We start from the raw sequence: 25,545 nt of genomic DNA on the forward strand, positions 1-25,545 counted from the left end.
GCTTTGGGTTGTTGATGCCGTTATGGCAATAAATTCATCAAGGCAATAATGAAAATTTATAACTAATCAGGGTGATTGAAATGCTGTCGTTAGCGCCCGATCAATTGATACGTCTGTCCTATGCCGAATTGAGTAGTGTGGTTTTTCAGCCCTCGCTTGCCTGGGTCGACACCTGTTTGACCGCCGAGCTAAAAGAGATCGGACTGCAAGTGGCATGTGCCGGTTACAGTGAATGGGAGTCTCACGGTTTTGCACCAAAACTGAGCATTGGTTGGGCTTGGTTTAAAGCCAGTTTTTCCGGGAAAGTTCTTATAGCACCGGGCGGGATTAGCTGCAACATTATGTTACGTTCATCGCGGGGTTACGATCTCGGTGCGAACACCACCCAAGAGTTGATTCTTCTGTGGTTATCTGGTCAACCTCTGGAGCGAACTTTGCCCGAGAGTTTGACGCGTGAATACAATGGTTAACGGTAAAGGGTGCAACCGCGAATGTATTGGTGCAACCCACCGTGTCAAGTTGATACAGGCCTTTTGATCAATGAGGAAATGGGTCTGTTCCTTGCTCGAATGAAAAGGTGCAACCCGCAGACTCGCCGTTCTCATTGACTCCCCAATGCGAGTGCGTCTGGCGCGCTGGTCGTAGCTGGAGCGTCCTGCACGTAAGGTCGGCCTTCATGACCCGCATCAATATTCTTTTGTGAATCCCGTCTAAACTGGCGACTGTCATACCCGGCCCGGCTGATCGCGAACGCAGCGGTGGGGTTGACTGGCGGATCGTCTACCTCGCCGCAGCAGTCTTGCACCGTTTGCATCGGTTATTGTCAGGTCGCATCCGGCCCTGGCTGAAGCCGTACGCCAGGAAGCTGCCCTTTTGGGCAGCTATTTTGTTCTGCACCCATGACTTCTAATTCAAGGAACTGGATTGGAAGCTGGTGCGGAATGTTAAATATAATAAATGGCAAAACTCAGCAACTTACTCCTGAGCTTATCTCTGGGCTCGGTCTCTTCCGCTATAAAATATTTGTCGAAAAAATGGCCTGGCCTCTGCAATGCGAACCAGGCCTTGAATATGACGAATTTGATCGCGATGACACTCACTATGTAATTGCGCAGGACGGCAACGGGCATGTCTGTGGTTGCGCAAGACTGTTGTCGACCATGAACGATTATTTGCTTGAGCAGATTTTTCCAGAGTTGATGGGCGATATCCCACTCCCCAAATCACCCGATATCTGGGAACTTTCTCGCTTTGCCTTTGAGTCCGAAAACTCAAGTTCGGGTCATTGGCTGGATACATGCCGGCTGATGAAGCAGATTGTCGCGCTCGCCAATAGAAATAACGTTAAACGTCTGATCGCCTTTTCCGCGCTGGGTAACGAACGCTTACTCCGGCGGATGGGGGTGGATGTTCATCGCGTATCTTCTGCGCAACTGATCGACGGCAAACCAGTGCTGGCCTTCTGGGTCGAAATTAACGACAAAACGATCAATGCCTTGTCAGTTTATTAAAGCGTGAGCCGAGCGATCGTCATACAAATAATGAGGGGTTAGCCATGATTGTTTATCTGATAGGTGTTGCGTTGGCGGTGCTTGTGCTAGAGCAAATTATTCCAGGGTGGAAGTTGCCGAAAGTCAGTACCTGGTTCTTTCGATCCATGACGCTCAACATTGTGCAGATCGCCGTTGCGTTACTTGCGGGTGTGTCGTGGAACAAATGGATGCAGGGCCATAGCCTGTTTCATCTGTCTGAAAGCTACAGTCCGTTGCTGGCAGGTTTCATTGCCTACGTCATCAATACATTCGTGACGTATTGGTGGCACCGCTGGCGTCATGCGAACAATTTCCTCTGGCGCCTGTTCCACCAAATGCATCACGCCCCGCAACGCATTGAAGTGTTTACCTCGTTTTATAAACATCCCACCGAAATGGTATTCAACTCGATGCTGGGCAGCGCTGTGGCCTACGTGTTACTGGGTATCAGCGTGGAAGCCGGTGCGTTCTATGTGATGTTTGCTGCGTTGGGTGAAATGTTCTATCACTCCAACCTTCGGACACCGCATTGGCTGGGGTACTTTTTCCAAAGACCGGAGATGCATCACGTTCATCACCAGCGTGATCGCCATGAGTGCAACTACAGTGACTTTCCAATCTGGGACATGATGTTCGGGACTTTTGAAAATCCCAAGGAAAATCTCCATCCTCAAGGATTTTCCGATAACAAGGAAAACCGGTTTATCGATATTTTGCTGTTCAAGGACGTCCACGAAGCACCTGCGAGTATGAGTGAGTCTGTTCCTCAATTGACCGAGTCCGTTGTAAAGCGTGGGTGAAGGATATGTTTCTTGATATTGATTCGAGATTAAGTCGCGACCTGCTCAAGTGCATCAATTCGGGCATCCCGCATGATGCGTTGAATGTGCCAAAAGATCCGGAGTCGCTGATCGAGAGGATTGAGGATTTACGCAATCGGTATGTTGCATTGCGCAGGTCATTTGGCAACAAAACGCTCCCGGTCAGTAATTATCTGTTTTATATGATGCTCAAGGATAAATATTCCGAGTTTGATTTCGAGTTGCGTAATAGCAGGGCGCGGGTCGTGACCAATATTCATGTGTTCAAATCCAAAGGGCGCATTCCTTCTATCGCCTCTTTGCTGTTATCGGATAATCACGTGGCGAAATCTGCGCTTGAACTCAAATATGCGACGGTGGAGCACATGGCTTTATATGGGGCTGCGCTGTCCCGGTTGGTGTCCGACGGTGGGTTAATCACGCCGACACGGCCAGCGGTTGAAGGGGCGGTTGCGCAGATCCATCGCTGTAAAGCGACCAGCCAGCCGTTGACTGTTGTCAGTGCGGTATGCCCGGATTATTCGTACGACCTGACGGCTGAAGGCAAACCCCGATACACGTTTACGCAGGTGGGTGATCAGCCAGGCTTGGCGGGCACCAAACTGATCAATGCCGATGAGGCCTTGACTGCCTTTTCGGCAGCGGTAGGCGTGACGGTGGAGCACCGGTTATTCGGTGGTGAATTCGAATATATATCGTTCAACAAGAATGCTGGCTCATCCAGTGCGCGTGAGGCGTTTCTCGATAAGGTCAATCGGCAGTTGCGGACTATTGGCGATCAGTTGACGGCGCCCGCAGCCGTCGGTTCTTTCTTCGAACTGTGCGGCAATGAACAGGGCTGGCACGACCAGCATGCAGACATCCTGGAGCGGCTACGCGCAGGCGATTATGGTCAGACCGGTCTGAACCTTGAGCAAATGAATGAAATATTCGAAGCCAGACGTCCGCTGTATTCCAAATGGTTTACGGGGCAAAGCGACGAATTGATCTGGAATAACTTCCTGTCACAAGCCGCCGAATACGCGCTGATGGGAAGGATATTTCTCGACGTTTACAAAGACTTTGTGGTCCTGGCCGTTGACCATTACAAGATGGAGCCGTTCTATTCCTTCTTTGGGCCGGTCGCTGTTTTGTATGTGAAAACGGATTATCTATAGGCGATAGGAAGCTGCCAATATGAAACAGGAACTTTTCAAGACACGCTATACGAAATACGGTCACGGCTTTGATGTCAGGGCCACTTATGAGCAACTGCCACTGCAAGGCTTCTGGACATGGGTGACTGGGAAATCGGGTAATAAAAATGCTCCGAAAGCGGCCAAGGAAACATTACTGAAACCGTGGCAGTTGTTTCTTCAGATCAGCTGGGGTTATGCGGTTTTCTTTGCGGCAGTGCTATTGGGCAATGAGATCCTGCAGTCGGAACTTCACTGGGTCGCCAAGGTTATATTGTCGATTCCTCTCATGTGCATGGTTGTCAACCGCCAGCGGGGGCTATTGCATACGTTCCACTATACGATTCACGGTGCGGGCATTGCTAACAAGAAGTTGGCAAAGTTTGTGTGCAAGTGGGTGCTGTCGATGCCTATTCTGCACACCCCGTGGAACAACTACATGAAACTTCATGTAGGCGAGCACCACAGCGTCAATACGTTTTGCACCGACAAGGATGTTGATCTGCAGTTCATGACCAGCCATGGCTTTTACAAAGGCATGAGCGAAACCGAGTACTGGACAAAGTTGGTGGTCGCGCCGTTTCATCCGATGCGCATCTATGAGCACATCAAATTTCGGCTCGAAGTTTGTTTTGTCAATACTGACAGACACGAGAAAGTCAGTCGTGCGATCTACTGGGTGCTATTGCTGACGGCTGTTTATCTGTCCGGATATTTCACTCCATTCGCTCTGTATTACCTGCTGCCGATTTTGTTGATCACGCAGTTTTCTTCGTGGATTCAACACGTCACTGAACACCTGTGGTTTGCCGAGAATTCAGAAGGGTTACCAAAGTACATTTTTTACGGGTCGCTCAGTTGGGGGCGTTTCTTTGGTCGCCCGTATCCGATTGGCCATACCGGTTGGTCCTTTGCCTGGCGTGTTGTGAAGTGGGGGCTGGGCACGCTGTTCATCGATATTCCGCTGCGGGTCTTTTCCTTCATGCAGGACTTGCCCAGTCATGATTTTCATCACCGCAGTCCGGGGGTGAACTTCTGGAGTATCGCGCCCGAGCGAGCGGCTAATGAGGGCCTGGTCTCCCGTTTCGGCCCGATGACTGAAACCTGGAGCATGACCGAGAGCTTCCTGATCCTGCGCGATCACTTGTGCCGCAATGAAAGTGATCCGTTCGGCATTGTCACGTGGTACCAGAGCAATAAACAGCAACTTGAAACCAAACCGGCACGTGAAGCCGCCGCCGTCGAAGCCGCTGCTTGATAGTCGATTGATAACGAAGGAACGTGAAATGAATATTGTTGAAGTTGCAAAGCGGGAATTGGCGCAGAAAGGTTCGTTTTATTCGCCTGTCAGTGAGTTTGTTTACAGTCAGCACGACTGGGATGACATCAATGAAATTCTCGCCAGCAAGGCACTGCCGTGGGAGCAGGTGTTCATCGGTGATGCCGACGAACTCAACGACCTGACGGTCGCTCGATTCATGACGGACATTGAGCGACCAAAACGTGTCAACCAGCCGCTCGCCGATCAAATGATCTCGGTGGTGTGCAACCAGAAGCTGATGCAGTTTGTTTCGGGCCTGCTCGACGGTGAAGAGTTTTATATCCGGCGGATGCAAGTCAATAAAATGAAAGATGGTTCTTTCATTGGCAAACATCTCGATGTCGACAGTAATCCCGATTATTTGTACTCGATCGTTTTGCAACTCGGTAAGGGGTTTTCCGGTGGTGAGTTCCTGATCTTTAACGAGCAGGGTGAGCAGGTCAATACGATTCACCCCGCGCTGCAATCCATCGTCATCACTGACTGCACATTCCCGCATCAGGTGGAATCGGTGACTGAAGGCGAGCGCATATCGCTGGTATTTTTTGTCAGCAAGTACGCAGAAAAGAATCGCCGGGTTGCGTGAGTCTTCAGGGTCGGAATTTTGTCATGAAAACGATGAGTAAAACGTTACTGTTCGGTACGCTGGGTGTATTCGGTATCGGGCTGGTCGGGGTGATGTATGTGTTGCATAACATCACCCTGTCCAATGTGTTTGCGACGGGCATCCTTAAAGTCAGCCAGGGACTGTCTGAAAAAGGCACCATTGCCTGGGATGCCAACGCCGTTCCGCACATCAAGGCGGCAAATGACCGGGATGCGTATTTTTTGCTGGGCTATAGCCACGCCAGGGATCGGTTGTGGCAGATGCAATTCAGTAAAAACTACGCCAATGGCACACTATCGGAAACCTTCGGTTCGAAGACCCTGGAGATGGATAAGTTCTCCAGAACCCTGGGCTTCAGAAAGACTGCGGATTCGATCTATCAACAGTTGAATCCGGATACACGGGATGTGCTGCAGAGCTACAGCGACGGGGTGAATTACTTCATCGATAAATTCTCTGACCGGCTCCCGGTGGAGTTCGCCCTGACCCGTTCTGCGCCGCCGAATCACTGGCAACCTTCTGACTCGGTTGCGCTGCACTTATTGTTTTCATGGACGTTGAGTTCAAACTTGGGCATGCAGTTGCAGCGCCTGTCATTGTCGAAAGATCTGACGGTCGCGCAAATCAATGAAGTGTTCGCTCCTTATCCGGGAAGCGCCGCGGTGAAAACCCGGGATTATGCGGCGCTTTACAGAACGCTTGATGTCACCGATACCGGGATGGCGCTGCTGGACAAGTTACCGCCTTCGAATGTCGAGGGCGTGGGTTCCAACAACTGGGTCATCAGCGGTGAGCATACGGCGTCAGGCAAACCGATACTGGCGAACGACCCGCACCTGCGCTTGACCAATCCTGCGTTGTTTTACCTGGCATCCATCGAAACGGCCAAGTCTTCGTTGGTGGGGGCCACGTATGCCGGGGCGCCGCTGTTTGTGATCGGGCACAACAAGAAAATCGCTTGGGGCTATACCAACACAGGTTCGTCTGTTCAGGACGCCTACCTGGAGAAGGTAAACCCTGGCGATGCCAGTCTGTATCTCGGCTCTGACTCGACCTGGCAGCCATTTCAAATCGCGGAGGAGACGATCAATGTCAAAGGCGAGGATCCGGTCAGGCTTGCTGTTCGCGCCACCCGACACGGTCCGGTCATCAGTGACATCTACCCGGCCGCACAACAGGCACTCAACGGTAAGAAATCAGTGGTCATTGCGCTGGCCTGGACAGGGCTGGACACCCGCGACAAAACTTTCGACAGCATTCTGGGGATCAACCGTGCCGAAAACTGGCAGCAGTTTTTAAGCGCTTCTGCCGATTTTGGCTTGCCTCCGCAGAACATGGTCTACGGCGATACCGCCGGCAACATTGGTTATGTTTCGGCCGGTCGGGTGCCCGTGAAGGCACAGGACAATGACCTTTTGGGGCAAGGCCCCGCGCCAGGCTGGGAGGGCAAGTACGACTGGACAGGCTATGTTCCAGAATCGGCAAAGCCAAAGCAGTTCAATCCGCCGATCGGCTACATTGCAACGGCCAATAACCGTATTGTCCCGGATAATTACGCATTCAATTTCGGTCACGATTGGGTGCTGCCTTATCGCTATGATCGAATCATGCAATTGTTGAAGGCGCACGCGCCGCACACGTTGCAAACGTCTGCCGATATTCAGCTGGATCGTTACTCGACTTCAATGTCCGATCTCCTGCCGAAAATGATGGCGCCGCTCGAAAACCATCCGGCGGTCAGCAATGAACTGAGTATTCTCAAGGCGTGGCGGTTTGATTCCGATCCCGACTCAGCAGCGCCATTGATTGCAGCGTATTGGGTGAAGAACCTCACGCAGGCGTTGCTGGAGCCGAAAATTGGCAAGGAACTGTTGGCCGCTGGCTGGAACCAGCGTAACTATGATGCGTTTCTCAATTTGCTGTTGAGCAAACAAGCGGATCAGGCTTTCTGGTGTGGCGCCGCGGATTGCCAGCGCCTGCTGGAGGAGTCCCTGGTCGCCTCGTTGCGTCAGATCAAGGAAAAATATGGCGACCAAGTCAGCGGCTGGCATTGGGGGCAAGCGCATCAGGCGGTATCCGAGCACGTCCCTCTGCACAAGAGCCCCGCAGCATGGTTTTTCGATAATCATAATGCCGTGGGCGGTGACAATTTCACGGTCAATGTCGGTCGCTACAACTACAGCGACCCGGTGAATCCGTTCAATACAAACATTGCCGCGACATTCAGGATGGTCGCCGATCTTTCTGATCTTGATAACTCAAGTTACATCCTCTCGTCCTCTAATACCGGTATCAAGTTCAACGGTTATGTCGATATGAACAGGCTCTGGGCGCGGGGTGACTATGTGAAGATTCCGGTCGCCCGGCAGATGTCTGAAAGTCATGCGCTCAGGTTTTATCCAGATAACAAATTCTAAGAAGGGTGATATATGTCCGATGTGAAAGGTGGTACGGATTGGGATCTGGATTATTCGGCTATTGGCCGTAACTTTCCTGAAAGTTTCAAAACCAAGATTGTCGTCGATCTGCAGCAGGGTATGCCTGATTATGATGTGAATCAGTACTTCGGCAACCAGCCCGGGATTTTCGATATTTATGAGCATCTGGCGCTGGCGATTGACTCGACGACGGAGAAGGTGGTGGGGATCATTGGGGCGAAGAGTATTCCCTTTGGCTCTTCATCGTTTCTGTATCTGTGGACGGCGATGATTGCCGATGAGTGCCGCGGTTCTTCGCTGTTCAAGAAGCTCAATCAGTTTTTTCTGAAGAACGTGATACAGCAGATCGGCCTGCCTAAACTGATAGTGGCCAAGACCTATAATCCGGTGGTTTACAACATGTTCCGGGTCATGTCTTCAAGGGTGCCAGCGGCGCGGTTTTATCCGGACTTGCGACAGGATCCTCAGCCAGCAGATATGTCGGCGCTGGCGGTTGAAATTGTTCAAGCCCTGTCCAAGGACCTGGTGCTGGACATCAATACGGGGGTGATCCCAGGTGGGCAGAGTTCAGTCGCACCAAACTTCTTTCCGAAAATGGACATGTCCAGTGATGACGTAACAAATGCCCACTTCATCAAGCATGTCGGGTATTCGGACCAAGTGTTGTGCCTGGTTCTGTTACAGCCGGACTCGGAAGGATTCATCCAAGATAAAATCATTCGCTGACATGCGTGTCTCTCACGTTTCACTTTTGCTTTCAGCACTGCCAGCCGCCATTTTCTATGGCGCGCTGGCGGCAGCTGCCAATAGCGGGCACGGTGTTTCGGTCGCCGTGCAGGCTGCGGTTGTTCAAGCGCTGATCAGTTACACCTCGACGCTCGTTGCCCTGTCGCTGATGTTCAGACTGGCGAATCTGCTGAGCGGTTACAGTGCTGTCATTCGCCGCAGTATCGTTCCGTTAACGATCATCAGTGTGTTCAGTTCGGTCTCGATCATCATCCATTTGACGGTAGACACGCCCAATGTGTTGTTGACGGTTGCCCCTTCATTCTTCATCGGTTGGGTGTATTTTACGGTCGTCTATTGGCTCAAGGACTCCAGCCAGGCAGTGCCCGACACGGCTGATCCGCTGTAGGCACCTATACTCCTACTGCATATCGGAGAACACCCGGCACAGTGTTCGGCAGTGTTATGGGACATCGTTATCTTGAGTCCGCACTCGTTGATTGTCGTCGCGATTCTGGCTTTGGCGGGGTGCGCCAGCCCGGTTCATGCCCCGCAGACACCGATCGCCGTCCCCGTTTCCGCCGCGACCTGGCACCAAGTGGACAGGGAACTGGTCAGCGCGTCGCAGCAAGCTACCGAACAGGTCAAGCTGTTCGCCCGTGGCTCGATGGAACATTGGCGCACTCGCGTCTACCAGCAAACTGAAGAAAATTTCATCCCGTGGTTCAGCAGCTACTGGACCCAGGAATGGCTGTCGATGAAGGTCAGTTGGTACACCATCAATGCCGGTGGCGAACAGGACGCCTCGGCCAAGCGCCTGGCGGCATATCTGCTTGAGCAATATCAGGAAAGGGTGCTGGCACCGGTCGCGGTGGAGATTGACCCGGACGCGATCCTCGGCCAGGCCACGGCGTTCTACGCGCAGCTGATGGCGCAGCAGATGCCGCTCATCGCCCAGCGCTATGGCGTGCCGGTGGCGCAGCTCAACGGGCGTCTGCAGAAGGTTCCGGCCATTGCCCTCGGGCCTCCGCCGGCGCGGGATGCGTCGCTGTATCAGATCATCAGTACCGAGCCGCTGAACACCCTGCCGGCGTACGCCGCGCTGATCGACAAGATTCACACCGAGGGTGGCAGCAAGGGCATCGCCTCGACCGACGCCGGCATGGCCCCGGTGGCCAAACGCGCCAGTCAGCGGATGGAAGCGGAAATGGCCCCGCGCGGTGCGGCCAGTGCGGTGGCGGCTGCGGCGGGCAAGTTGGTCGGCGGGGTGATCTCGATCGGCGTGGCGGGCATCCGCGCGATCATTCAGGCCAACGACCGGCCTGACAGCGAAGCGCTGATTCGCAGCAGCCTGGGCAGCACCTTCGACAAGGCCTGGTCGAAACTGCTGCAGAACCCGACCACCGGGGTCATGGCCGGTACGCTGCATATCGCCGGGCAGGTCGAAGGTAGCTTGGGCGGGGCTGAACAACCGTCGGTCGGGCTGGGGGTGAATCGTGTCGAATGGCAGCCGCCGCAATCGACTACCCAGCAGATCCAACCCAACGTGCAAGGAGAGTGATCATGGCTTACATCGATATTTTTGTAGCACCTGTGCCCAATGCCAATCGCGAACAGTACAAAAAACACTGTGAAATCGCCGCCAGGCTGTTCAAGGAATACGGCGCAAAGGAGGTGGTTCAGTGCTGGGGCGATGACGTGCCGGAGGGCAAAGTCACGTCATTCCCGATGGCGGTAAAACTCAAGGACGGCGAGACGGTTTCGTCCGGCTGGCTGATCTGGCCAGACAAAGCCACCCGCGATGCCGGCATGGCAAAAATGATGGAAGACCCGCGCATGCAACCGGACGTCAACCCGATGGGGTTTGATGGTCAGCGCATGATCTTTGGTGGCTTCAAAAACATTCTTGAGTCCTGAAACTCCCACATATCCCCGTAGGAGCTGCCGAAGGCTGCGATCTTTTGATGTTGATTGTAAAAAACAAGGTCAAAAGATCGCAGCCTTCGGCAGCTCCTACAGGGGGGCGTCACTCGGCTGAGGGGGTGATACGGCAACTTTTGCGGTGGCGGATCTGCTCGTCCGTCGGCCGTTCGCGGACGAATTCGAAACGCGGTTCACCTTCGCTGTAATGCACCAGCCAGCCCCATTCCAGCTCGGTTTCATCCTGCCCGGGGTTCGGTGGTCGGGCCCACCACGGTTCTTTGCTGAGGATCTCGCGCATGGCGGCCTCCGGTTCGATGGCAATCCTTGAACTATAGACGGGTGTCGCGAGTCGTCAGAGAAGGCTGTGTAGAATCGGCCGATCGACCAGCGAAGGAGCAGGGCCATGACCGATGACGCGCGCAGGGATGAACCGTTCAAGCGACTGTTTTTCGCCCTCGACTGCCCGCCACCACAGCGCAAGGCCATTGCTCAGTGGCGCGGCGACCTGGGGTTGCGCACCGGCAAACCGGTGCCGGCGGATAACTTTCACCTGACGCTGCTGTTCCTCGGTGCCGTGCCGCTGGCGCAGATCAATGAAGTCTGTGAGGCCGCCGGCAAAGTGCGCACGCCGGGTGAAACGCTGAGGATTGCGCTGGATCGCCTGCAGGTCTGGCATCGCGCCGGGATCCTGTCTTTGGCGCCCGAGCAGGCTCCGCCGGCCTTGTTGCACCTGGTGTATGCGCTGGAGCAGGCGATGCTGCCGTTTGGTTTTGAAGAGTCGCCGCGCGAGTTTCGCCCGCACCTGACCCTGGCCCGGGACTACCGTGCCGCGGAGCCGGAATCCGCCACGCCGCCGGAGTTTTTCCTGCGGGCCGAGCGCTTCGCCTTGTTCGAATCGCACAAGGGCCGCTATCGAGTCCTGCAGGATTGGCCACTGAGTTGAGCGCACAAAAAAAGGCGCCCGAGGGCGCCTGAAATTCACCTGAACCGAGGAAGCCAGGTGAGGCCGTTCATTGCAGGGTGCAGCGGTGGTAAGGCGCTGCGTGAACGGGAAATCATTAGTTCTTTGTGTCACAACACCGACCCACTGTAGGAGTGAGCCTGCTCGCGATGACGTCGGCACATTCAGCATCATTGCTGCCTGACATACCGCCATCGCGAGCAGGCTCACTCCTACAGGGGTATTCGGTTATTTACCGAGCTTCACCCGTGTCCAGCCCCGGGTCATGATCCGCTGCGTGGCAATCGGCTGATCCGGCACCGCGTACAACGTCGCCATCACCGCTTGCGACGGGTACGACCCCGGGTCGTTGCGGATCGCTTCGTCCACCAGCGGCGTCGCGGCCGAGTTGGCGTTGCTGTAGCCGTTGCTGTTGGTGATCTCGGCAATGATGTCCGGACGCATCAGGAAGTTCATGAACAGGTAGGCGTTGTCGACGTTGGCGGCATCGCGCGGGATGGCGACCATGTCGTAGAAACTGCCGGCGCCTTCCTTCGGAATGCTGTAGTCGATCTGCACCTGGTTGCCGGCTTCCACGGCGCGGGCCTTGGCCTGCAGCACGTCGCCGGAGTAACCGACTGCCACGCAGATGTTGCCGTTGGCCAGGTCCGAGATGTACTTCGAGGAATGGAAGTACGCCACGTACGGACGGATCTTCATGAACAGTGCTTCAGCTTCGAGGATGTGCGCCTTGTCCTTGTCGTTCACCGGATAGCCCAGGTAGTGCAGGGCGGCCGGGATCATTTCGGTCGGCGAGTCGAGGAAGCTGATGCCGCAGGCTTTCAGTTTTTCTGCGTTTTCCGGCTTGAACAGCAGGTCCCAGGAATTGGTCGGGGCATTGGCGCCGAGCACTTCCTTGACCTTGGCCGGGTTATAGCCGATGCCGATCGAGCCCCACATGTACGGGAACGCGTGAGCGTTGTCCGGGTCACTGGCGGAGGCGTTTTTCAACAGCACCGGGTTGAGATTTTTCCAGTTCGACAGCTTCGATTTGTCCAGCGGCTGATAGACCCCGGCCTTGATCTGTTTGGCCAGGAAGCTGTTGGACGGCACGACAATGTCATACCCGGATTTGCCCGCCAGCAAACGCGCCTCAAGGGTTTCGTTGCTGTCGAAGACGTCGTAGGTCACCTGGATGCCGGTCTCGTCTTCGAACTTCTTGACGGTGTCCGGCGCGATGTAATCGGACCAGTTGTAAACACGCAGCACCTTGTCGTTGGCCTGGACGCCCGTGGCGATTGCGCCCATTAAGGACAGTGTCAGCAGAGTCCTGCCAAACATTTTCATCGGTGAAACTCCATTTTTTTATTCAAAAACACAACACAAAACCTGATCGACTGGCACAACTCATGTAGGAGCTGTCGAGTGAAACGAGGCTGCGATCTTTTGATCTTGCTTCTAAAGATCAAAATCAAAAGATCGCAGCGTGCCGCAGCTCCTACAGGTGGACATAGCCCCCTTGCCACAGATTTTGTATGTCTACATTCAGGCCGTGGCGGCGCGTTGCGGCTGCTGCCACGATTCATTCGCCGTCTGATCCATTGCTTCCTGAATCGCACGCTTGCGGTTGGCTTCTGCCTTGCGGCCGAAGTACCAGACCAGGAAGGTCACCAGCGACACCGCCAGCAGAATCAGGCTCGCCACGGCGTTGATCTCAGGCTTCACGCCCAGACGTACCGCCGAGAACACTTCCATCGGCAGCGTCGTCGAACCCGGGCCGGAAACGAAACTCGCCAGCACCAGATCGTCCAGCGACAGGGCGAACGACATCATGCCGCCCGCTGCCAGCGACGGCGCGATCATTGGAATGGTGATCAGGAAAAACACCTTGAACGGCTTGGCCCCCAGATCCATCGCGGCTTCTTCGATCGACAGGTCCAGTTCACGCAGGCGGGCGGAGACTACCACCGCCACATAAGCGGCACAAAACGTGGTGTGGGCGATCCAGATGGTGACGATGCCACGTTCCTGCGGCCAGCCGATCAGCTGCGCCATTGCCACGAACAACAGCAACAGCGACAGACCGGTGATCACTTCCGGCATCACCAGCGGCGCGGTGACCAGACCACCGAACAGCGTACGACCCTTGAAGCGTGTGACGCGGGTCAGCACGAAGGCGGCGAGGGTGCCCAGCGCAACGGCGGCAATCGCGGTGTAGCAGGCGATTTCCAGCGAGCGCACCACCGAGCCCATCAGTTGCGTGTTGTCGAGCAGGCCGACGTACCACTTCACCGACCAGCCGCCCCACACCGTCACCAGTTTCGAGGCGTTGAACGAGTAGATCACCAGAATCAGCATCGGCAGATAAATGAACATCAGGCCGAAGATCAACATGAACTTGGAAAAACCGAAGCGTTTCATCCCCGTGCCTCCATCTCTTTGGCCTGGCTGCGGTTGAACAGCAGAATCGGCACAATCAGGATCAACAGCATCACCACCGCCAGCGCAGACGCCACCGGCCAGTCGCGGTTATTGAAGAACTCTTGCCACAGCACGCGACCGATCATCAGCGTCTCCGGGCCACCCAGCAGTTCCGGAATCACGAACTCACCGACCACCGGAATGAACACCAGCATGCAGCCTGCGATGATGCCGTTCTTGGCCAGCGGCACGGTGATTTTCCAGAAGTTGTTGAAGTTGCTCGAGCCCAGGTCCGACGCGGCTTCCAGCAGGCTGCCATCGTGTTTGACAAGGTTGGCGTACAGCGGCAACACCATGAACGGCAGATAGGCATACACGACACCTATATAGACCGCGGTGTTGGTGTTGAGGATCTCGATCGGGTGATCGGTCAGCCCCGTCCACATCAGAAACGCATTGAGCAGACCGTTGTTGCTGAGGATGCCCATCCACGCGTAAACGCGGATCAGGATCGCGGTCCAGGTCGGCATCATGATCAACAGCAGCAGGACGTTTTGCGCTTCCTTGCTCGCTTTGGTAATCGCATACGCCATCGGGAAACCGATCACCAGGCACATCATCGTGCTCAGCGCCGCGACCTTCAGCGAACCGAGGTAGGCCGACAGGTACAACTCGTCTTCGCCGAGCATGGTGTAGTTGCCGATGTTCAGCATCAGCTGGAATTTCTGTTCGGCGTAGGTGTAGATCTCCGAGTACGGCGGGATCGACAGCGCGGCTTCCGAGAAGCTGATCTTCATCACCAGAAAGAACGGCAGCATGAAGAACAGGAACAGCCAGATGAAGGGGATGCCGATGACGAATTTTCGCCCGCTGGGCACCAGGCGCAGGAATTGCTGATTGAGGGTTCTCATGAGCGCAGTACCACGCCGCTGTCGTCTTCCCACCACACGTAGACCTTGTCGTCCCAGGTCGGACGCGCGCCACGGCGTTCGGCGTTGGCCATGAACGACTGGACGATCTTGCCGCCGGGCAATTCGACGTAGAACACCGAGTGGCCGCCGAGGTAGGCGATGTCATGCACCTTGCCTTCGGACCAGTTGTAGCGGGTCTCTGGCTTGATCGTGCTGACGAGCATTTTTTCCGGGCGGATCGCGTAGGTGATCGACTTGTCCTGCACCGAGGTGCTGACGCCGTGGCCGACGTAGATCTTCTGCTGCAAGTCCGGGCTGTGGATGATCGCGTGACCTTCAAGGTCTTCCACCACGGTGCCGTCGAAGGCGTTCACGTTGCCGATGAATTCGCAGACCATGCGGCTGACCGGCGCTTCATAGATGTCGACCGGGCTGCCGATCTGGGCGATCCAGCCCAGGTGCATGATCGCGATGCGCTCGGCCATGGTCATGGCCTCTTCCTGGTCGTGGGTCACCATCACGCAGGTCACACCGACGCGCTCGATGATTTGCACCAGCTCGAGCTGCATTTGCGAACGCAGCTTTTTATCCAGCGCACCCATCGGCTCGTCGAGCAGCAACAGTTTCGGACGTTTCGCCAGGGAGCGGGCGAGGGCCACGCGCTGACGCTGGCCGCCGGACAACTGATGGGGTTTGCGTCTGGCGTATTGGGTCATGTGCACCAGGCGCAGCATCTCTTCGACGCGGGCGTCGATTTCGCTGGTCGGCAAACGATCCTGCTTCAAGCCGAAGGCAATGTTCTGCGCCACCGTCATGTGCGGGAACAGCGCGTAGGACTGGAACATCATGTTGATCGGCCGCTCGTAAGGCGGCATGTCGGTGATGTCCACACCGTCGAGCAGAATCCGCCCTTCAGTCGGGCGCTCGAAACCGGCGAGCATGCGCAGCAGGGTCGATTTGCCCGAGCCGGAGCCGCCCAGCAGCGCGAAGATTTCGCCCTGATGGATCTCCAGGGACACATCGTCCACAGCGGTGGTTTCGTCGAACTTCTTGGTGACACGGTCGACTTTCACCAGAACCTTTTTCGGTTGCTGGTGGCCTTCTAGTGCCTTCCTGTAAGTGCTGGAGGCGTTTGCCATGTGAAACTCCCAACAGGTTTCGTTCGCCTGGCCAATGTGGCCGGGCTTAAGTGGATTGCAAGCCAGGGAAACTGTCCTCGCCACACATGGCCCCTGTAGGCGCTGCCGAAGGCTGCGATCTTTTGATCTTGATCCTGAAAATCAAAAGATCGCAGCCTTCGGCAGCTCCTACTGGGGATCGCATTTGCAGCGGGTTGCCCTGACCTGGTCGGCGCCGCCGTCCTGGCTGCCTGGGTCGTACTTGTTGTTATTACGGTTTGTTGTTTTCACGGATGACGGATGCGCACACGCGCAACCGCCGACCCCGTGGGGGCAGTAAACAGTGATGAAATCCTGGGGTGTGTCAGCGCTTGTTGCGTCGCGCCGCCCGTTGCCGGCAAGCCTCACCGAACCCCTGGAAAATCCTCAGGTAGTTCGGGTTGTCCAGCACTTGCCATTCCGGGTGCCATTGCACGCCGAGGGCAAAGGTCGGGCTGTGCTCGACCGAGATCGCCTCGATCAGGCCATCCGGCGCCACGGCTTCGGCGCGCAGGCCGGGGGCGAGGCGGTCGATGCCCTGACTGTGGATCGAGTTGACCTGGAACTCACCCGGCAACCCCAGCGTTTCGAACACACCGCCACCGAGCACAGTGACCGCATGGGCCGGTGCGTACTGCACGGCCACGTCCGGGCTGTCGGCTTCTCGGTGATCGAGCATGCCCGGCAACTCGTGCACTTTCTGGTGCAGGCTGCCGCCGAAGGCCACGTTCATTTCCTGGAAGCCACGGCAGATGCCGAGTACCGGAACGCCCGCCGCAATGGCTGCACGCAATAGAGGAAGGGTGGTGGCGTCCCGCGCCGGATCGTGATCCGTGCCGGGGGCGCTGGCCGGGCCTTGATAGTGGAAGGGTTCCACGTTCGAGGGCGAACCGGTCAGCAGCAGACCGTCGAGTTGACCGAGCAGGTCTTCGATTTCAGTCAGGTTGCCAAGGGAAGGAATGACCACCGGCAACCCCAGCGCCGCAACGCTGACAGCGCGAACGTACTTGTCGCCGCTGATGTGGTAGGGGTGCAGGCCAATCTGTTTGACGCACGCAGTAACGCCGATCAATGGCTTGAATGCCATTTTTATTCACCTCGAAGTTTGACACTTGAACGAGCTTTTCCGGAGCTTAGCCTCGTTGATTTTAATTAACAACTGCCATGTAAAAAATTCTAAACGCCGTTCATCATATCTTCATGATTCCAGGCCTTGTGGCGCCTGCGTTGGCACGTAAGTGTTAAAAAAAGCCCGAAAAATAAACGCTGAACGGCCAGGTGTTCGCTATTGACTTCACTTTGCCTTTCGGATTGACTGGCTCGGCGAAACAGCGGTGAACATAATAATTAACAGCTAAATAGGTGCATCATGTCGGTCCCTCTGCGTGCCGTTCAACTCAACGAAGCAAACGCATTCCTTAAGAAACATCCTGAGGTTTTGTACGTCGACCTTCTGATTGCGGATATGAACGGTGTGGTGCGCGGCAAGCGCATCGAACGCACCAGTCTTCATAAGGTTTACGAGAAAGGCATCAACCTGCCGGCCTCGCTTTTCGCCCTCGACATCAATGGCTCTACGGTGGAAAGCACCGGCCTGGGTCTGGACATCGGCGACGCCGACCGCATCTGCTACCCGATCCCGGGCACCCTGAGCATCGAGCCGTGGCAGAAGCGCCCAACCGCACAGTTGCTGATGACCATGCACGAGATCGAGGGCGAGCCGTTCTTCGCCGACCCGCGTGAAGTGCTGGCCAACGTGGTGCGCAAGTTCGACGAACTGGGCCTGACCATCTGCGCCGCGTTCGAGCTGGAGTTCTACCTGATCGATCAGGACAACGTGAACGGCCGTCCGCAGTCGCCGCGTTCGCCGGTGTCCGGCAAGCGTCCGGTGTCGACTCAGGTGTACCTGATCGACGACCTCGACGAATACGTCGACTGCCTGCAAGACATCCTCGAAGGCGCGAAAGAGCAGGGCATCCCGGCTGACGCCATCGTCAAGGAAAGCGCCCCGGCGCAGTTCGAAGTCAACCTGCATCACGTCTCCGACCCGATCAAGGCGTGCGACTACGCAGTGCTGCTCAAGCGTCTGGTGAAGAACATCGCCTACGACCATGAGATGGATACCACCTTCATGGCCAAGCCGTACCCGGGCCAGGCGGGCAACGGTCTGCACGTGCACATTTCGATCCTGGACAAAGAAGGCAACAACATCTTCGCCAGCGAGGATCCCGAGCAGAACGCCGCGCTGCGACACGCGATCGGCGGTGTGCTGGAGACCCTGCCTGCGCAAATGGCCTTCCTCTGCCCGAACGTCAACTCGTACCGCCGTTTCGGCGCGCAGTTCTACGTACCGAACTCGCCGAGCTGGGGCATCGATAACCGCACCGTTGCGGTACGTGTGCCGACTGGTTCTGCCGACGCCGTGCGCATCGAGCACCGTGTCGCCGGTGCCGACGCCAACCCGTACCTGCTGATGGCTTCGGTGCTGGCCGGTATTCACCACGGCCTGACCAACCAGATCGAGCCGGGCGCGCCCGTTGAAGGCAACAGCTACGAGCAAAACGAGCAGAGCCTGCCGAACAACCTGCGCGACGCATTGCGCGAGCTCGACGACAGCGAAGTCATGGCCCGCTACATCGACCCGCTGTACATCGACGTGTTCGTCGCGTGCAAGGAAAGCGAGCTGGCCGAGTTCGAAAACTCGATCTCCGACCTTGAGTACAACTGGTATCTGCATACGGTCTAAAAGGCCACCGCACACCCTGTAGGAACTGCCGAAGGCTGCGATCTTTTGACTTTGTTTTTTTGCAAATCAAGGTCAAAAGATCGCAGCCTGCGGCAGCTCCTACAGGGGATCGGGTTACCAGATTTTGATTGACGGGTATTCGCTCGTCACCCAATTCCCCCTTGTCGAGCCCCAACCATGACCATCACCCGCAACGACTGGGAACAACGCTTCCAGTCCCTGAGCATCGAATCCCGCGCCTTTATCAACGGTGAATACCGCCCGGCGATCAGCGGCGCCACCTTTGAATGCCTGAGCCCCGTCGACGGCCGTTTCCTCGCCTCCGTGGCCAGCACCGATGAAGCCGACGCCAACCTCGCCGTCGAAGTCGCACGTGCAACCTTCAACTCCGGCGTGTGGGCCAACAAGGCCCCGGCCGAGCGCAAGCGCATCCTGATTCGCTTCGCCGATCTGATCCTGCAGCACCAGGAAGAACTGGCGCTGCTGGAAACCCTCGACATGGGCAAACCGATCAGCGACTCGATGAGCATCGACATCCCGGCGACCGCCAACGCGATCCGCTGGAGCGCCGAAGCCATCGACAAGATCTACGACGAAGTCGCCGCCACCCCGCACGACCAACTCGGCCTGGTAACCCGCGAGCCGTCCGGTGTGGTCGCGGCGATCGTGCCGTGGAACTTCCCGTTGATCATGGCCAGCTGGAAATTCGCCCCAGCGCTGGCGGCGGGTAACTCGTTCATCCTCAAGCCTTCGGAAAAGTCGCCGCTGACCGCGATCCGCATCGCGCAGCTGGCGCTGGACGCGGGCATTCCAAAAGGCGTGTTCAACGTTCTGCCGGGCTTCGGTCACACCGTCGGCAAGGCGTTGGCGCTGCACATGGACGTCGACGTGCTGGCCTTCACCGGCTCCACGGCGATTGCCAAGCAACTGATGATTTATGCCGGCCAGAGCAACATGAAACGCGTCTGGCTCGAAGCCGGTGGCAAGAGCCCGAACGTGGTGTTTGCCGACGCCCCGGACTTGCGCGCGGCAGCCCAGGCAGCAGCCGGCGCCATTGCCTTCAACCAGGGCGAAGTGTGCACCGCCGGTTCGCGTCTGCTGGTGGAGCGTTCGATCCGCGAGCAATTCATTCCGCTGCTGGTGGAAGCGCTGCAAGCGTGGAAACCGGGGCATGCCCTCGACCCGGCGACCACCGTCGGCGCCGTGGTCGATCAGCGTCAACTGGACAACGTGCTGCGTTACATCAGCATCGGCCGCGAGCAGGGCGCCGAGCTGATTGCCGGCGGCCAGCGCACCCTTGAAGAAACCGGTGGCCTCTATGTGCAACCGGCGATCTTCGACGGCGTGACCAATGCGATGACCATCGCCCGCGAAGAAATCTTCGGCCCGGTGCTGTCGCTGATCACCTTCGACACCGTTGAGGAAGCGCTGCAGATCGCCAACGACAGCATCTTCGGCCTCGCTGCCGGTGTCTGGACCAGCAACCTGAGCAAGGCGCACACCTTCGCCCGTGGCCTGCGGGCCGGCAGCGTGTGGGTCAACCAGTACGACGGCGGCGACATGACCGCCCCGTTCGGTGGCTTCAAGCAGTCGGGTAACGGTCGCGACAAATCGCTGCATGCGTTCGACAAGTACACCGAGCTGAAAGCGACCTGGATCAAGCTCTAACTCTTATACAACGGTGGTCGCCCTGAATCGGCGACCCTCGGAGAACAATAAAATGAAACAGCAACACGTCAACAGCTACTACGCCGCCACCCGCAACGAAGTCATCGACTTCCCGGTGCTTGAAGAATCGGTCGAATGCGATGTCTGCATCATCGGCGCCGGCTACACCGGTCTGTCCTCGGCGCTTTTCCTGAGCGAAGCCGGCTACAAAGTGACGGTGCTCGAAGCGGCGAAAGTCGGCTACGGCGCCAGCGGCCGCAATGGCGGGCAATTGGTCAACTCCTACAGCCGCGACGTCGATGTGATCGAGGAGCGCTATGGCGACAAGACCGCAGAAATCCTCGGCAGCATGATCTTCGAAGGCGCCGACATCATTCGTTCGCGCATCAAGGAATACGACATCAAATGCGACTACCGCCCGGGCGGCATCTTCGCAGCGATGAACAAGAAACAACTCAATGGCCTGGCCGAGCAGAAGCGCAGTTGGGAACGTTACGGCAACAAAAATCTGAAGATGCTCGATGCTGCTGACATCCGTCGTGAAGTCGGCTCCGACGCCTACGTTGGCGGCATGCTGGACATGCAGGGCGGTCACGTTCACCCGCTGAACCTGGCGCTCGGTGAGGCCGCGGCCATCGTGAGCCTGGGCGGCAAGATCTACGAGCAATCGGCGGCCGTGGAAATCAAATACGGCGAGCCCAACGTCGTGCGGACCGCCAAAGGCCAGGTGCGCGCCAAGTACCTGCTGATCGCCGGCAACGCCTACCTGCCGCAAGGTCTGGACAACCGCGTGACCGCGAAAAGCATGCCGTGCGGCTCACAGATCTGCGTCACCGAACCGCTGACCGAGAAGCAGGCGCGCAGCCTGATCACCAACAACTACTGCGTCGAAGACTGCAACTACCTGCTCGACTACTACCGCCTGACGGCCGACAACCGTTTGCTGTACGGCGGCGGCGTGGTCTACGGTGCGCGGGAGCCGGACGACATCGAGCAACTGATCCGCCCGAAGATCCTCAAGACCTTCCCGCAGCTCAAGGACGTGAAAATCGACTACCGCTGGACCGGCAACTTCCTGCTGACCATGTCGCGCATGCCGCAATTTGGCCGCATCGAGAAAAACGCCTACTACATGCAGGGCTACAGCGGCCACGGCGTCACCTGCTCGCACCTGGCCGGCAAACTGATCTCGGAAATGATCCGCGGCGACGCCGAACGCTTCGATGCCTTCGCCTCGCTACCGCACATGCCCATGATCGGCGGCCGCACCTTCTCCGCCCCATTGACCGCCCTCGGCGCCGTCTACTACTCACTGCGCGACCGTTTCGGCATCTAGTTACCTCCCCGGCGGCGGCTCCCAGGACCCCGCCGGTTTTTTACCTGCCTGAAACACCACAGATCAAATTGTAGGAGTGAGCCTGCTCGCGAAGGCGGTCTTTCAGTCAAAAAACATGTTGAATGTGCCACCGAATCGCGAGCAGGCTCACTCCTACAGGTCCGTATTATCAAGGCTAGAAGGACTTTTATCCCACCGCCCATCGAACCTGCTGAGCAACACCACCAAACGTGATTTAATAGCCGCCTTTCACGGTTCCGGGACACGGGAGCAACGTGATCCGCGCCCTCGGCGCGTCACCCGCCACCCACCCCCATCGCCCTTAAGTCGTTCTCACATAAGGCAGTCATGGATACGGGTTCTCGACTCAAACTAGTACGCGAAAGCTACAAACTCTCCCAGCGCGAGCTGGCCCGGCGTAGCGGCGTGACCAATGCCACCATCTCCCTGATCGAACAGAATCGTGTCAGCCCCTCCGTCAGCTCCCTGAAAAAGTTGCTTGAAGGCATCCCGATGTCCCTGGCCGACTTCTTCACCTTCGACCAGCCCCCGCGTGAACACCAATACGTGTTCCGCGCCAACGAACAACCCGACCTCGGCCGCCACGGCCTGCGCCTGCTGCTGATCGGCGCCTCCGTCCCAAGCCGCCAGATGCGCCTGCTGCGCGAGCAATACGCGCCAGGCGCGAGCTCCGGGGAAGAGCCGATTGTTCACTCGGAAGGTGAAGAGTGTGGGTTGGTGACGCGCGGCACCGTGGAGTTGACGGTGGATGGGTCGGTGAGTGTGTTGAATGCGGGGGATGGGTATTACTTTCCTACGACGTTGCCGCATAAGTTCCGGAACATTGGGGCGGATGAGGCTGAGATTATTAGTGCGAATACGCCGGCGAATTTTTGACAAGTTGCTGGCTTGGCCTGTAAATGATCGAGTGGCACTAATAAAAAGAACCGTGTGAGTCCGGTTCTTTTAACTAGTGGTTAAGGTTATATCTTGAATTTGATGCTGTCTGTATTTTAGACAGTCTCTGAAGTTGCTTCGTATTTTTCTCGATTTTTTTCGAGCTCCTCAGGTGATATGAATGTTCCAGTTGATGGTTGATAATGCCATCCGACCTTGACGTCATCAGAGCACTGTACAGACTTCTCATTGTTTGTTTGACTTACCATGGCATCTGCTCCACGTTTAACGCCCACAAAAACAATCTGGTGGAAGTCCTTTTCTGAAAAGTAGCGTGGAAAACGGTAGTATGCGTATTGAGTGGTCATGTCGAATTTTCCTATATTCAAGAAGGTTTTTGGTTTCTTGATTGTGTGGATTTGAGTATGGATTTACACCTGTCAGAGTTGACAGTTTGTTAGGCTGAAAAGCGCTAACATATATCGCAAAATGCTCAGCGGCTTGCCTTTGAGGAGACAGGGTGACGTTTTTCTAACGCCCATCCTCCTCCTGCACCCTTGACGATAAATAAGCCGATAGCCTTGAAGGCATCCCGATGTCCCTGGCCGACTTCTTCACCTTCGACCAGCCCCCGCGCGAACACCAATACGTGTTCCGCGCCAACGAACAGCCCGACCTCGGCCGCCACGGCCTGCGCCTGCTGCTGATCGGCGCCTCTGTCCCAAGCCGCCAGATGCGCTTGCTGCGCGAGCAATACGCGCCAGGCGCGAGCTCCGGTGAAGAGCCGATTGTGCATGCGGAAGGCGAGGAGTGCGGGCTTGTTACGCGGGGGGCTGTTGAGTTGACCGTGGATGGGTCGGTGAGTGTTTTGAATGCCGGGGATGGGTATTAATTTCCTACGACGTTGCCGCATAAGTTTAGGGATATTGGGGCAGATGAGGCTGAGATTGTTAGTGCGATACGCCTGCTAACTTCTGATTGATGCTTTAGGTAAAAAACATACGCTGTAAGTAAATCCGACGCCTTGTTGAAGGTCGTCGTATTTTTTTTGAGTCGAGGAAAGGTTTGTAGGTTTGATGGTTTTCATTTGTAGGAGAACTCTGAATTAATGCGTGATGATGCAAGGTTTATGGCATTATGAATTTTCGGGCATGTTTACATTGGTTTTGATGTTCGTGCGCTTCTTTCTTGGTTGATCAAGACTTTGCTTTTTCGAACTCAATTAATTGGTTTTTAATGGTTTAATACGGGTGGTGTCGTGAAGTTGAGCATTCGATTTCTGTGTCAGGTTGTCCTTCTGTTCTTTTTAACTATCGCATTTAGTTTTATTTTTACGTTGGTTCTAATTAATTTTTTGAGTCAGATTTTACCGCTGGAAGGACTGGTCAGGAAATTTACTGAGGGCTTCATGCTTCTGGTTTATCTGTATGTAAATTTCTTCTACTGCTTTCCCGATCAGGTATCTGAGTTGCGAGGTCGGTATGCCGGGTCTAGACGCTATCCTGCCTGGGTAAGGCATTTCATCGCTGGCAGTTGCGCACTTATATTTGAAGAGGTCGCTTATTACTTTATTAGCGATACTTGGAGCTTGTCAGAAGTACTGTATAGGTTGCTGAGTTTTTCGGTGTTCTTCGCTTTTTACGGATATTTTATGTCCGGGAAAGAATTTAAAGGTGGGCGGTGATTTTTGTTGTTGGTTTGTTGGGTGACTTCGTTGTCGATGTTTCTAATAGTGATGCCGTCAATCAAGGCCTCAAATGCGAGCGATATTTTTCCCATTCTCTTACAGGCCCGCTCATAATTCATAGGGTCTCGAATGAATAGCTCCACTGAGTCGGGTTTTCGAACTGGTTGAAGTATGCTGAATATAGAGAGTCCTATGTCAACACCATAATAGGTAATATTTCCACGGGAAGAGTCACCCGCTAAGAATTGATAGAGTTTGCGGGTTGGACCAACTACTGCTGGGTTTTCAGGGCCGTAGTAAATGTTTGCTAGTCCTTCATAGATATTGTTAGCTCCATGTAATGAATAGGCGGTGCCGGCCACTGCGTTTTTTGGTGTTCTGGAAGCGAAATGTACTGAGGCGATTTGGATTTGCATCATCCCCGCGGCAACACCTACACCGTTTTGAGCATAGAACGATACTTTGTTCAATAAGTCAGAGTGTTCCTCCCTGAGCTCCTGCAGCCCTTGTTTGGCACTCATAAAACCTTCATCCACCGCCCGAATAACCTCATTCGCATAAGACGAAACGATCCCGCTAAATCGAAGTTGGCTGAAGCTGTCATACAACTGAGTCGCGCCGATCTGGCACCCGAATGCGACCAGATCGGAAGCAGCCCGGGTGACGTCGTTGATGTCACACGAATCCTCATTCATCGTTATTTCCCCAACTGCTGAAGCCGCTTGTGCCCGCCTGAATATGGGTCCAACTGATTTCGCGGTAAGTGAATGACACCAGTTCCTGTGGTTGAGCGTCGTTCAAATGGATGGCGTGAGGAACCTGGAGGTTGATGTGGGCGATTTTTGCGCCGCTTATGTGGATTTTGAAGTATTTGTCTTGCGTGCCAGCGGGGGAGGTTCGGTAGAAAAAGATGGTGCAGTCCAGCACTTCGCGTTCGTGAAGTGCGGCGGAGAGGAGGGGGGAGGATTTGTCGATGTTCTTGGTGATCATGATCGGCAAGTGCTTGCCACGGTCGGCCGTAACGCCGCCGTCATTACCGGTAGTCATATTGTGCGAATAGGAAAGGACCATGATTTCATCGAGATGGCCCAACTGGCATTTGTTGCCGATTGAATTGATATCGGAGCAGCCGGCCGAGATAAGCCCTTGACGATTTCCGGTAATGCTCATGTAGCTGTGGTTGGCCATGGAAGCTCTGCTTTATTGACTGGAAAACTCTTGTTTGAAGAGTAACCGTCA

The 25,545-nt window shown here is 55.7% G+C and carries 25 protein-coding genes and 1 pseudogene; 17 read left to right on the forward strand and 9 right to left on the reverse strand.

Going from position 1 to position 25,545, the window contains the following annotated elements:
- Window positions 1-80: 80 nt before the first annotated feature.
- The 11 genes from KKQ10_RS25560 (at window position 81) to KKQ10_RS25610 (ending at window position 10,537) form a co-directional block, all read left to right on the forward strand.
- Complete coding sequence (locus KKQ10_RS25560; protein ID WP_215502674.1) at window positions 81-470, forward strand: DUF4902 domain-containing protein; 390 nt, start codon at window positions 81-83, stop codon at window positions 468-470.
- Window positions 471-899: 429 nt separating this feature from the next.
- The gene (locus KKQ10_RS25565; RefSeq protein WP_252191754.1) at window positions 900-1,511 is read left to right on the forward strand and encodes an acyl-homoserine-lactone synthase; all 612 of its coding nucleotides are present in this window, start codon (window positions 900-902) and stop codon (window positions 1,509-1,511) included.
- Window positions 1,512-1,555: 44 nt separating this feature from the next.
- Window positions 1,556-2,332 (forward strand): sterol desaturase family protein, encoded by a 777-nt coding sequence (locus tag KKQ10_RS25570; protein WP_215502675.1) that lies wholly within the window; start codon window positions 1,556-1,558, stop codon window positions 2,330-2,332.
- A gap of 5 nt (window positions 2,333-2,337) precedes the next feature.
- Window positions 2,338-3,510: a hypothetical protein gene (locus KKQ10_RS25575; protein WP_215502676.1), complete on the forward strand. Its 1,173-nt coding sequence runs from the start codon at window positions 2,338-2,340 to the stop codon at window positions 3,508-3,510.
- A 19-nt stretch (window positions 3,511-3,529) separates the two neighbouring features.
- Window positions 3,530-4,786, forward strand: coding sequence for a hypothetical protein (locus tag KKQ10_RS25580; RefSeq protein WP_215502677.1), 1,257 nt, complete (start codon window positions 3,530-3,532; stop codon window positions 4,784-4,786).
- A gap of 28 nt (window positions 4,787-4,814) precedes the next feature.
- Window positions 4,815-5,435 (forward strand): 2OG-Fe(II) oxygenase, encoded by a 621-nt coding sequence (locus tag KKQ10_RS25585; RefSeq protein WP_215502678.1) that lies wholly within the window; start codon window positions 4,815-4,817, stop codon window positions 5,433-5,435.
- Window positions 5,436-5,458: 23 nt separating this feature from the next.
- The gene (locus KKQ10_RS25590) at window positions 5,459-7,873 is read left to right on the forward strand and encodes a penicillin acylase family protein (protein WP_215502679.1); all 2,415 of its coding nucleotides are present in this window, start codon (window positions 5,459-5,461) and stop codon (window positions 7,871-7,873) included.
- A gap of 12 nt (window positions 7,874-7,885) precedes the next feature.
- Window positions 7,886-8,620: a hypothetical protein gene (locus tag KKQ10_RS25595; RefSeq protein WP_215502680.1), complete on the forward strand. Its 735-nt coding sequence runs from the start codon at window positions 7,886-7,888 to the stop codon at window positions 8,618-8,620.
- A 1-nt stretch (window position 8,621) separates the two neighbouring features.
- On the forward strand, window positions 8,622-9,029 hold the full coding sequence (locus tag KKQ10_RS25600) for a hypothetical protein (protein ID WP_215502681.1): 408 nt from the start codon (window positions 8,622-8,624) through the stop codon (window positions 9,027-9,029).
- A gap of 72 nt (window positions 9,030-9,101) precedes the next feature.
- Window positions 9,102-10,181: a hypothetical protein gene (locus tag KKQ10_RS25605; RefSeq protein WP_215502682.1), complete on the forward strand. Its 1,080-nt coding sequence runs from the start codon at window positions 9,102-9,104 to the stop codon at window positions 10,179-10,181.
- Window positions 10,182-10,183: 2 nt separating this feature from the next.
- The gene (locus KKQ10_RS25610) at window positions 10,184-10,537 is read left to right on the forward strand and encodes a DUF1428 domain-containing protein (RefSeq protein ID WP_215502683.1); all 354 of its coding nucleotides are present in this window, start codon (window positions 10,184-10,186) and stop codon (window positions 10,535-10,537) included.
- A gap of 109 nt (window positions 10,538-10,646) precedes the next feature.
- On the opposite strand, the gene KKQ10_RS25615 is transcribed toward KKQ10_RS25610, so the two are convergent.
- Window positions 10,647-10,841, reverse strand: a complete 195-nt coding sequence (locus tag KKQ10_RS25615; RefSeq protein WP_127652571.1) for a PIN domain-containing protein — start codon at window positions 10,839-10,841, stop codon at window positions 10,647-10,649.
- Window positions 10,842-10,946: 105 nt separating this feature from the next.
- Between KKQ10_RS25615 and thpR the strand changes: the two genes are divergently transcribed.
- Window positions 10,947-11,486 (forward strand): RNA 2',3'-cyclic phosphodiesterase, encoded by a 540-nt coding sequence (gene thpR / locus KKQ10_RS25620; RefSeq protein ID WP_127652572.1) that lies wholly within the window; start codon window positions 10,947-10,949, stop codon window positions 11,484-11,486.
- A 246-nt stretch (window positions 11,487-11,732) separates the two neighbouring features.
- Here thpR and KKQ10_RS25625 read toward each other — a convergent pair whose 3' ends face one another.
- From KKQ10_RS25625 to KKQ10_RS25645, 5 genes are all read right to left on the reverse strand, one after another.
- Window positions 11,733-12,830 (reverse strand): polyamine ABC transporter substrate-binding protein, encoded by a 1,098-nt coding sequence (locus KKQ10_RS25625; RefSeq protein WP_215502684.1) that lies wholly within the window; start codon window positions 12,828-12,830, stop codon window positions 11,733-11,735.
- Between the two features lie 198 nt (window positions 12,831-13,028).
- On the reverse strand, window positions 13,029-13,904 hold the full coding sequence (locus KKQ10_RS25630; protein ID WP_127652574.1) for an ABC transporter permease subunit: 876 nt from the start codon (window positions 13,902-13,904) through the stop codon (window positions 13,029-13,031).
- Window positions 13,901-14,782, reverse strand: a complete 882-nt coding sequence (locus tag KKQ10_RS25635) for an ABC transporter permease subunit (RefSeq protein WP_371260449.1) — start codon at window positions 14,780-14,782, stop codon at window positions 13,901-13,903. Before KKQ10_RS25635 ends, KKQ10_RS25630 begins: the two co-directional genes overlap by 4 nt.
- A gap of 29 nt (window positions 14,783-14,811) precedes the next feature.
- Window positions 14,812-15,954 (reverse strand): polyamine ABC transporter ATP-binding protein, encoded by a 1,143-nt coding sequence (potA, locus tag KKQ10_RS25640; RefSeq protein ID WP_215502685.1) that lies wholly within the window; start codon window positions 15,952-15,954, stop codon window positions 14,812-14,814.
- A gap of 343 nt (window positions 15,955-16,297) precedes the next feature.
- Window positions 16,298-17,059 carry a gamma-glutamyl-gamma-aminobutyrate hydrolase family protein gene (locus KKQ10_RS25645; protein WP_215502686.1) on the reverse strand — a complete coding sequence of 254 codons (762 nt, stop codon included), beginning with the start codon at window positions 17,057-17,059 and terminating at the stop codon, window positions 16,298-16,300.
- 282 nt (window positions 17,060-17,341) lie between these two features.
- On the opposite strand from KKQ10_RS25645, the gene KKQ10_RS25650 reads away from it, so the two are divergent.
- From KKQ10_RS25650 to KKQ10_RS25665, 4 genes are all read left to right on the forward strand, one after another.
- Window positions 17,342-18,718 (forward strand): glutamine synthetase family protein, encoded by a 1,377-nt coding sequence (locus KKQ10_RS25650; RefSeq protein ID WP_127652578.1) that lies wholly within the window; start codon window positions 17,342-17,344, stop codon window positions 18,716-18,718.
- 177 nt (window positions 18,719-18,895) lie between these two features.
- Window positions 18,896-20,386 (forward strand): aldehyde dehydrogenase, encoded by a 1,491-nt coding sequence (locus KKQ10_RS25655; RefSeq protein ID WP_215502687.1) that lies wholly within the window; start codon window positions 18,896-18,898, stop codon window positions 20,384-20,386.
- A gap of 52 nt (window positions 20,387-20,438) precedes the next feature.
- Window positions 20,439-21,722 (forward strand): NAD(P)/FAD-dependent oxidoreductase, encoded by a 1,284-nt coding sequence (locus KKQ10_RS25660; protein WP_215502688.1) that lies wholly within the window; start codon window positions 20,439-20,441, stop codon window positions 21,720-21,722.
- Window positions 21,723-22,070: 348 nt separating this feature from the next.
- Window positions 22,071-22,619, forward strand: a complete 549-nt coding sequence (locus tag KKQ10_RS25665; protein WP_042558757.1) for a cupin domain-containing protein — start codon at window positions 22,071-22,073, stop codon at window positions 22,617-22,619.
- Between the two features lie 116 nt (window positions 22,620-22,735).
- Here the strand turns inward: KKQ10_RS25665 and KKQ10_RS25670 are convergent, their stop codons facing one another.
- The gene (locus KKQ10_RS25670; protein ID WP_215502689.1) at window positions 22,736-22,987 is read right to left on the reverse strand and encodes a hypothetical protein; all 252 of its coding nucleotides are present in this window, start codon (window positions 22,985-22,987) and stop codon (window positions 22,736-22,738) included.
- Window positions 22,988-23,199: 212 nt separating this feature from the next.
- Here KKQ10_RS25670 and KKQ10_RS25675 point away from each other — a divergent pair.
- Window positions 23,200-23,597 (forward strand): annotated as a pseudogene (locus tag KKQ10_RS25675) (cupin domain-containing protein); the annotation flags it as partial.
- 660 nt (window positions 23,598-24,257) lie between these two features.
- On the opposite strand, the gene KKQ10_RS25680 reads toward KKQ10_RS25675, so the two are convergent.
- Together KKQ10_RS25680 and KKQ10_RS25685 are read right to left on the reverse strand one after the other, a co-directional pair.
- Window positions 24,258-25,001 (reverse strand): DUF4225 domain-containing protein, encoded by a 744-nt coding sequence (locus KKQ10_RS25680; RefSeq protein WP_215502690.1) that lies wholly within the window; start codon window positions 24,999-25,001, stop codon window positions 24,258-24,260.
- The gene (locus tag KKQ10_RS25685) at window positions 24,994-25,494 is read right to left on the reverse strand and encodes an Hcp family type VI secretion system effector (RefSeq protein WP_127652584.1); all 501 of its coding nucleotides are present in this window, start codon (window positions 25,492-25,494) and stop codon (window positions 24,994-24,996) included. Before KKQ10_RS25685 ends, KKQ10_RS25680 begins: the two co-directional genes overlap by 8 nt.
- Between the last annotated feature and the right edge of the window lie 51 nt (window positions 25,495-25,545).

The organism is Pseudomonas sp. MG-9, assembly GCF_018729515.1.
GTDB classification, from domain to species: domain Bacteria; phylum Pseudomonadota; class Gammaproteobacteria; order Pseudomonadales; family Pseudomonadaceae; genus Aquipseudomonas; species Aquipseudomonas serboccidentalis.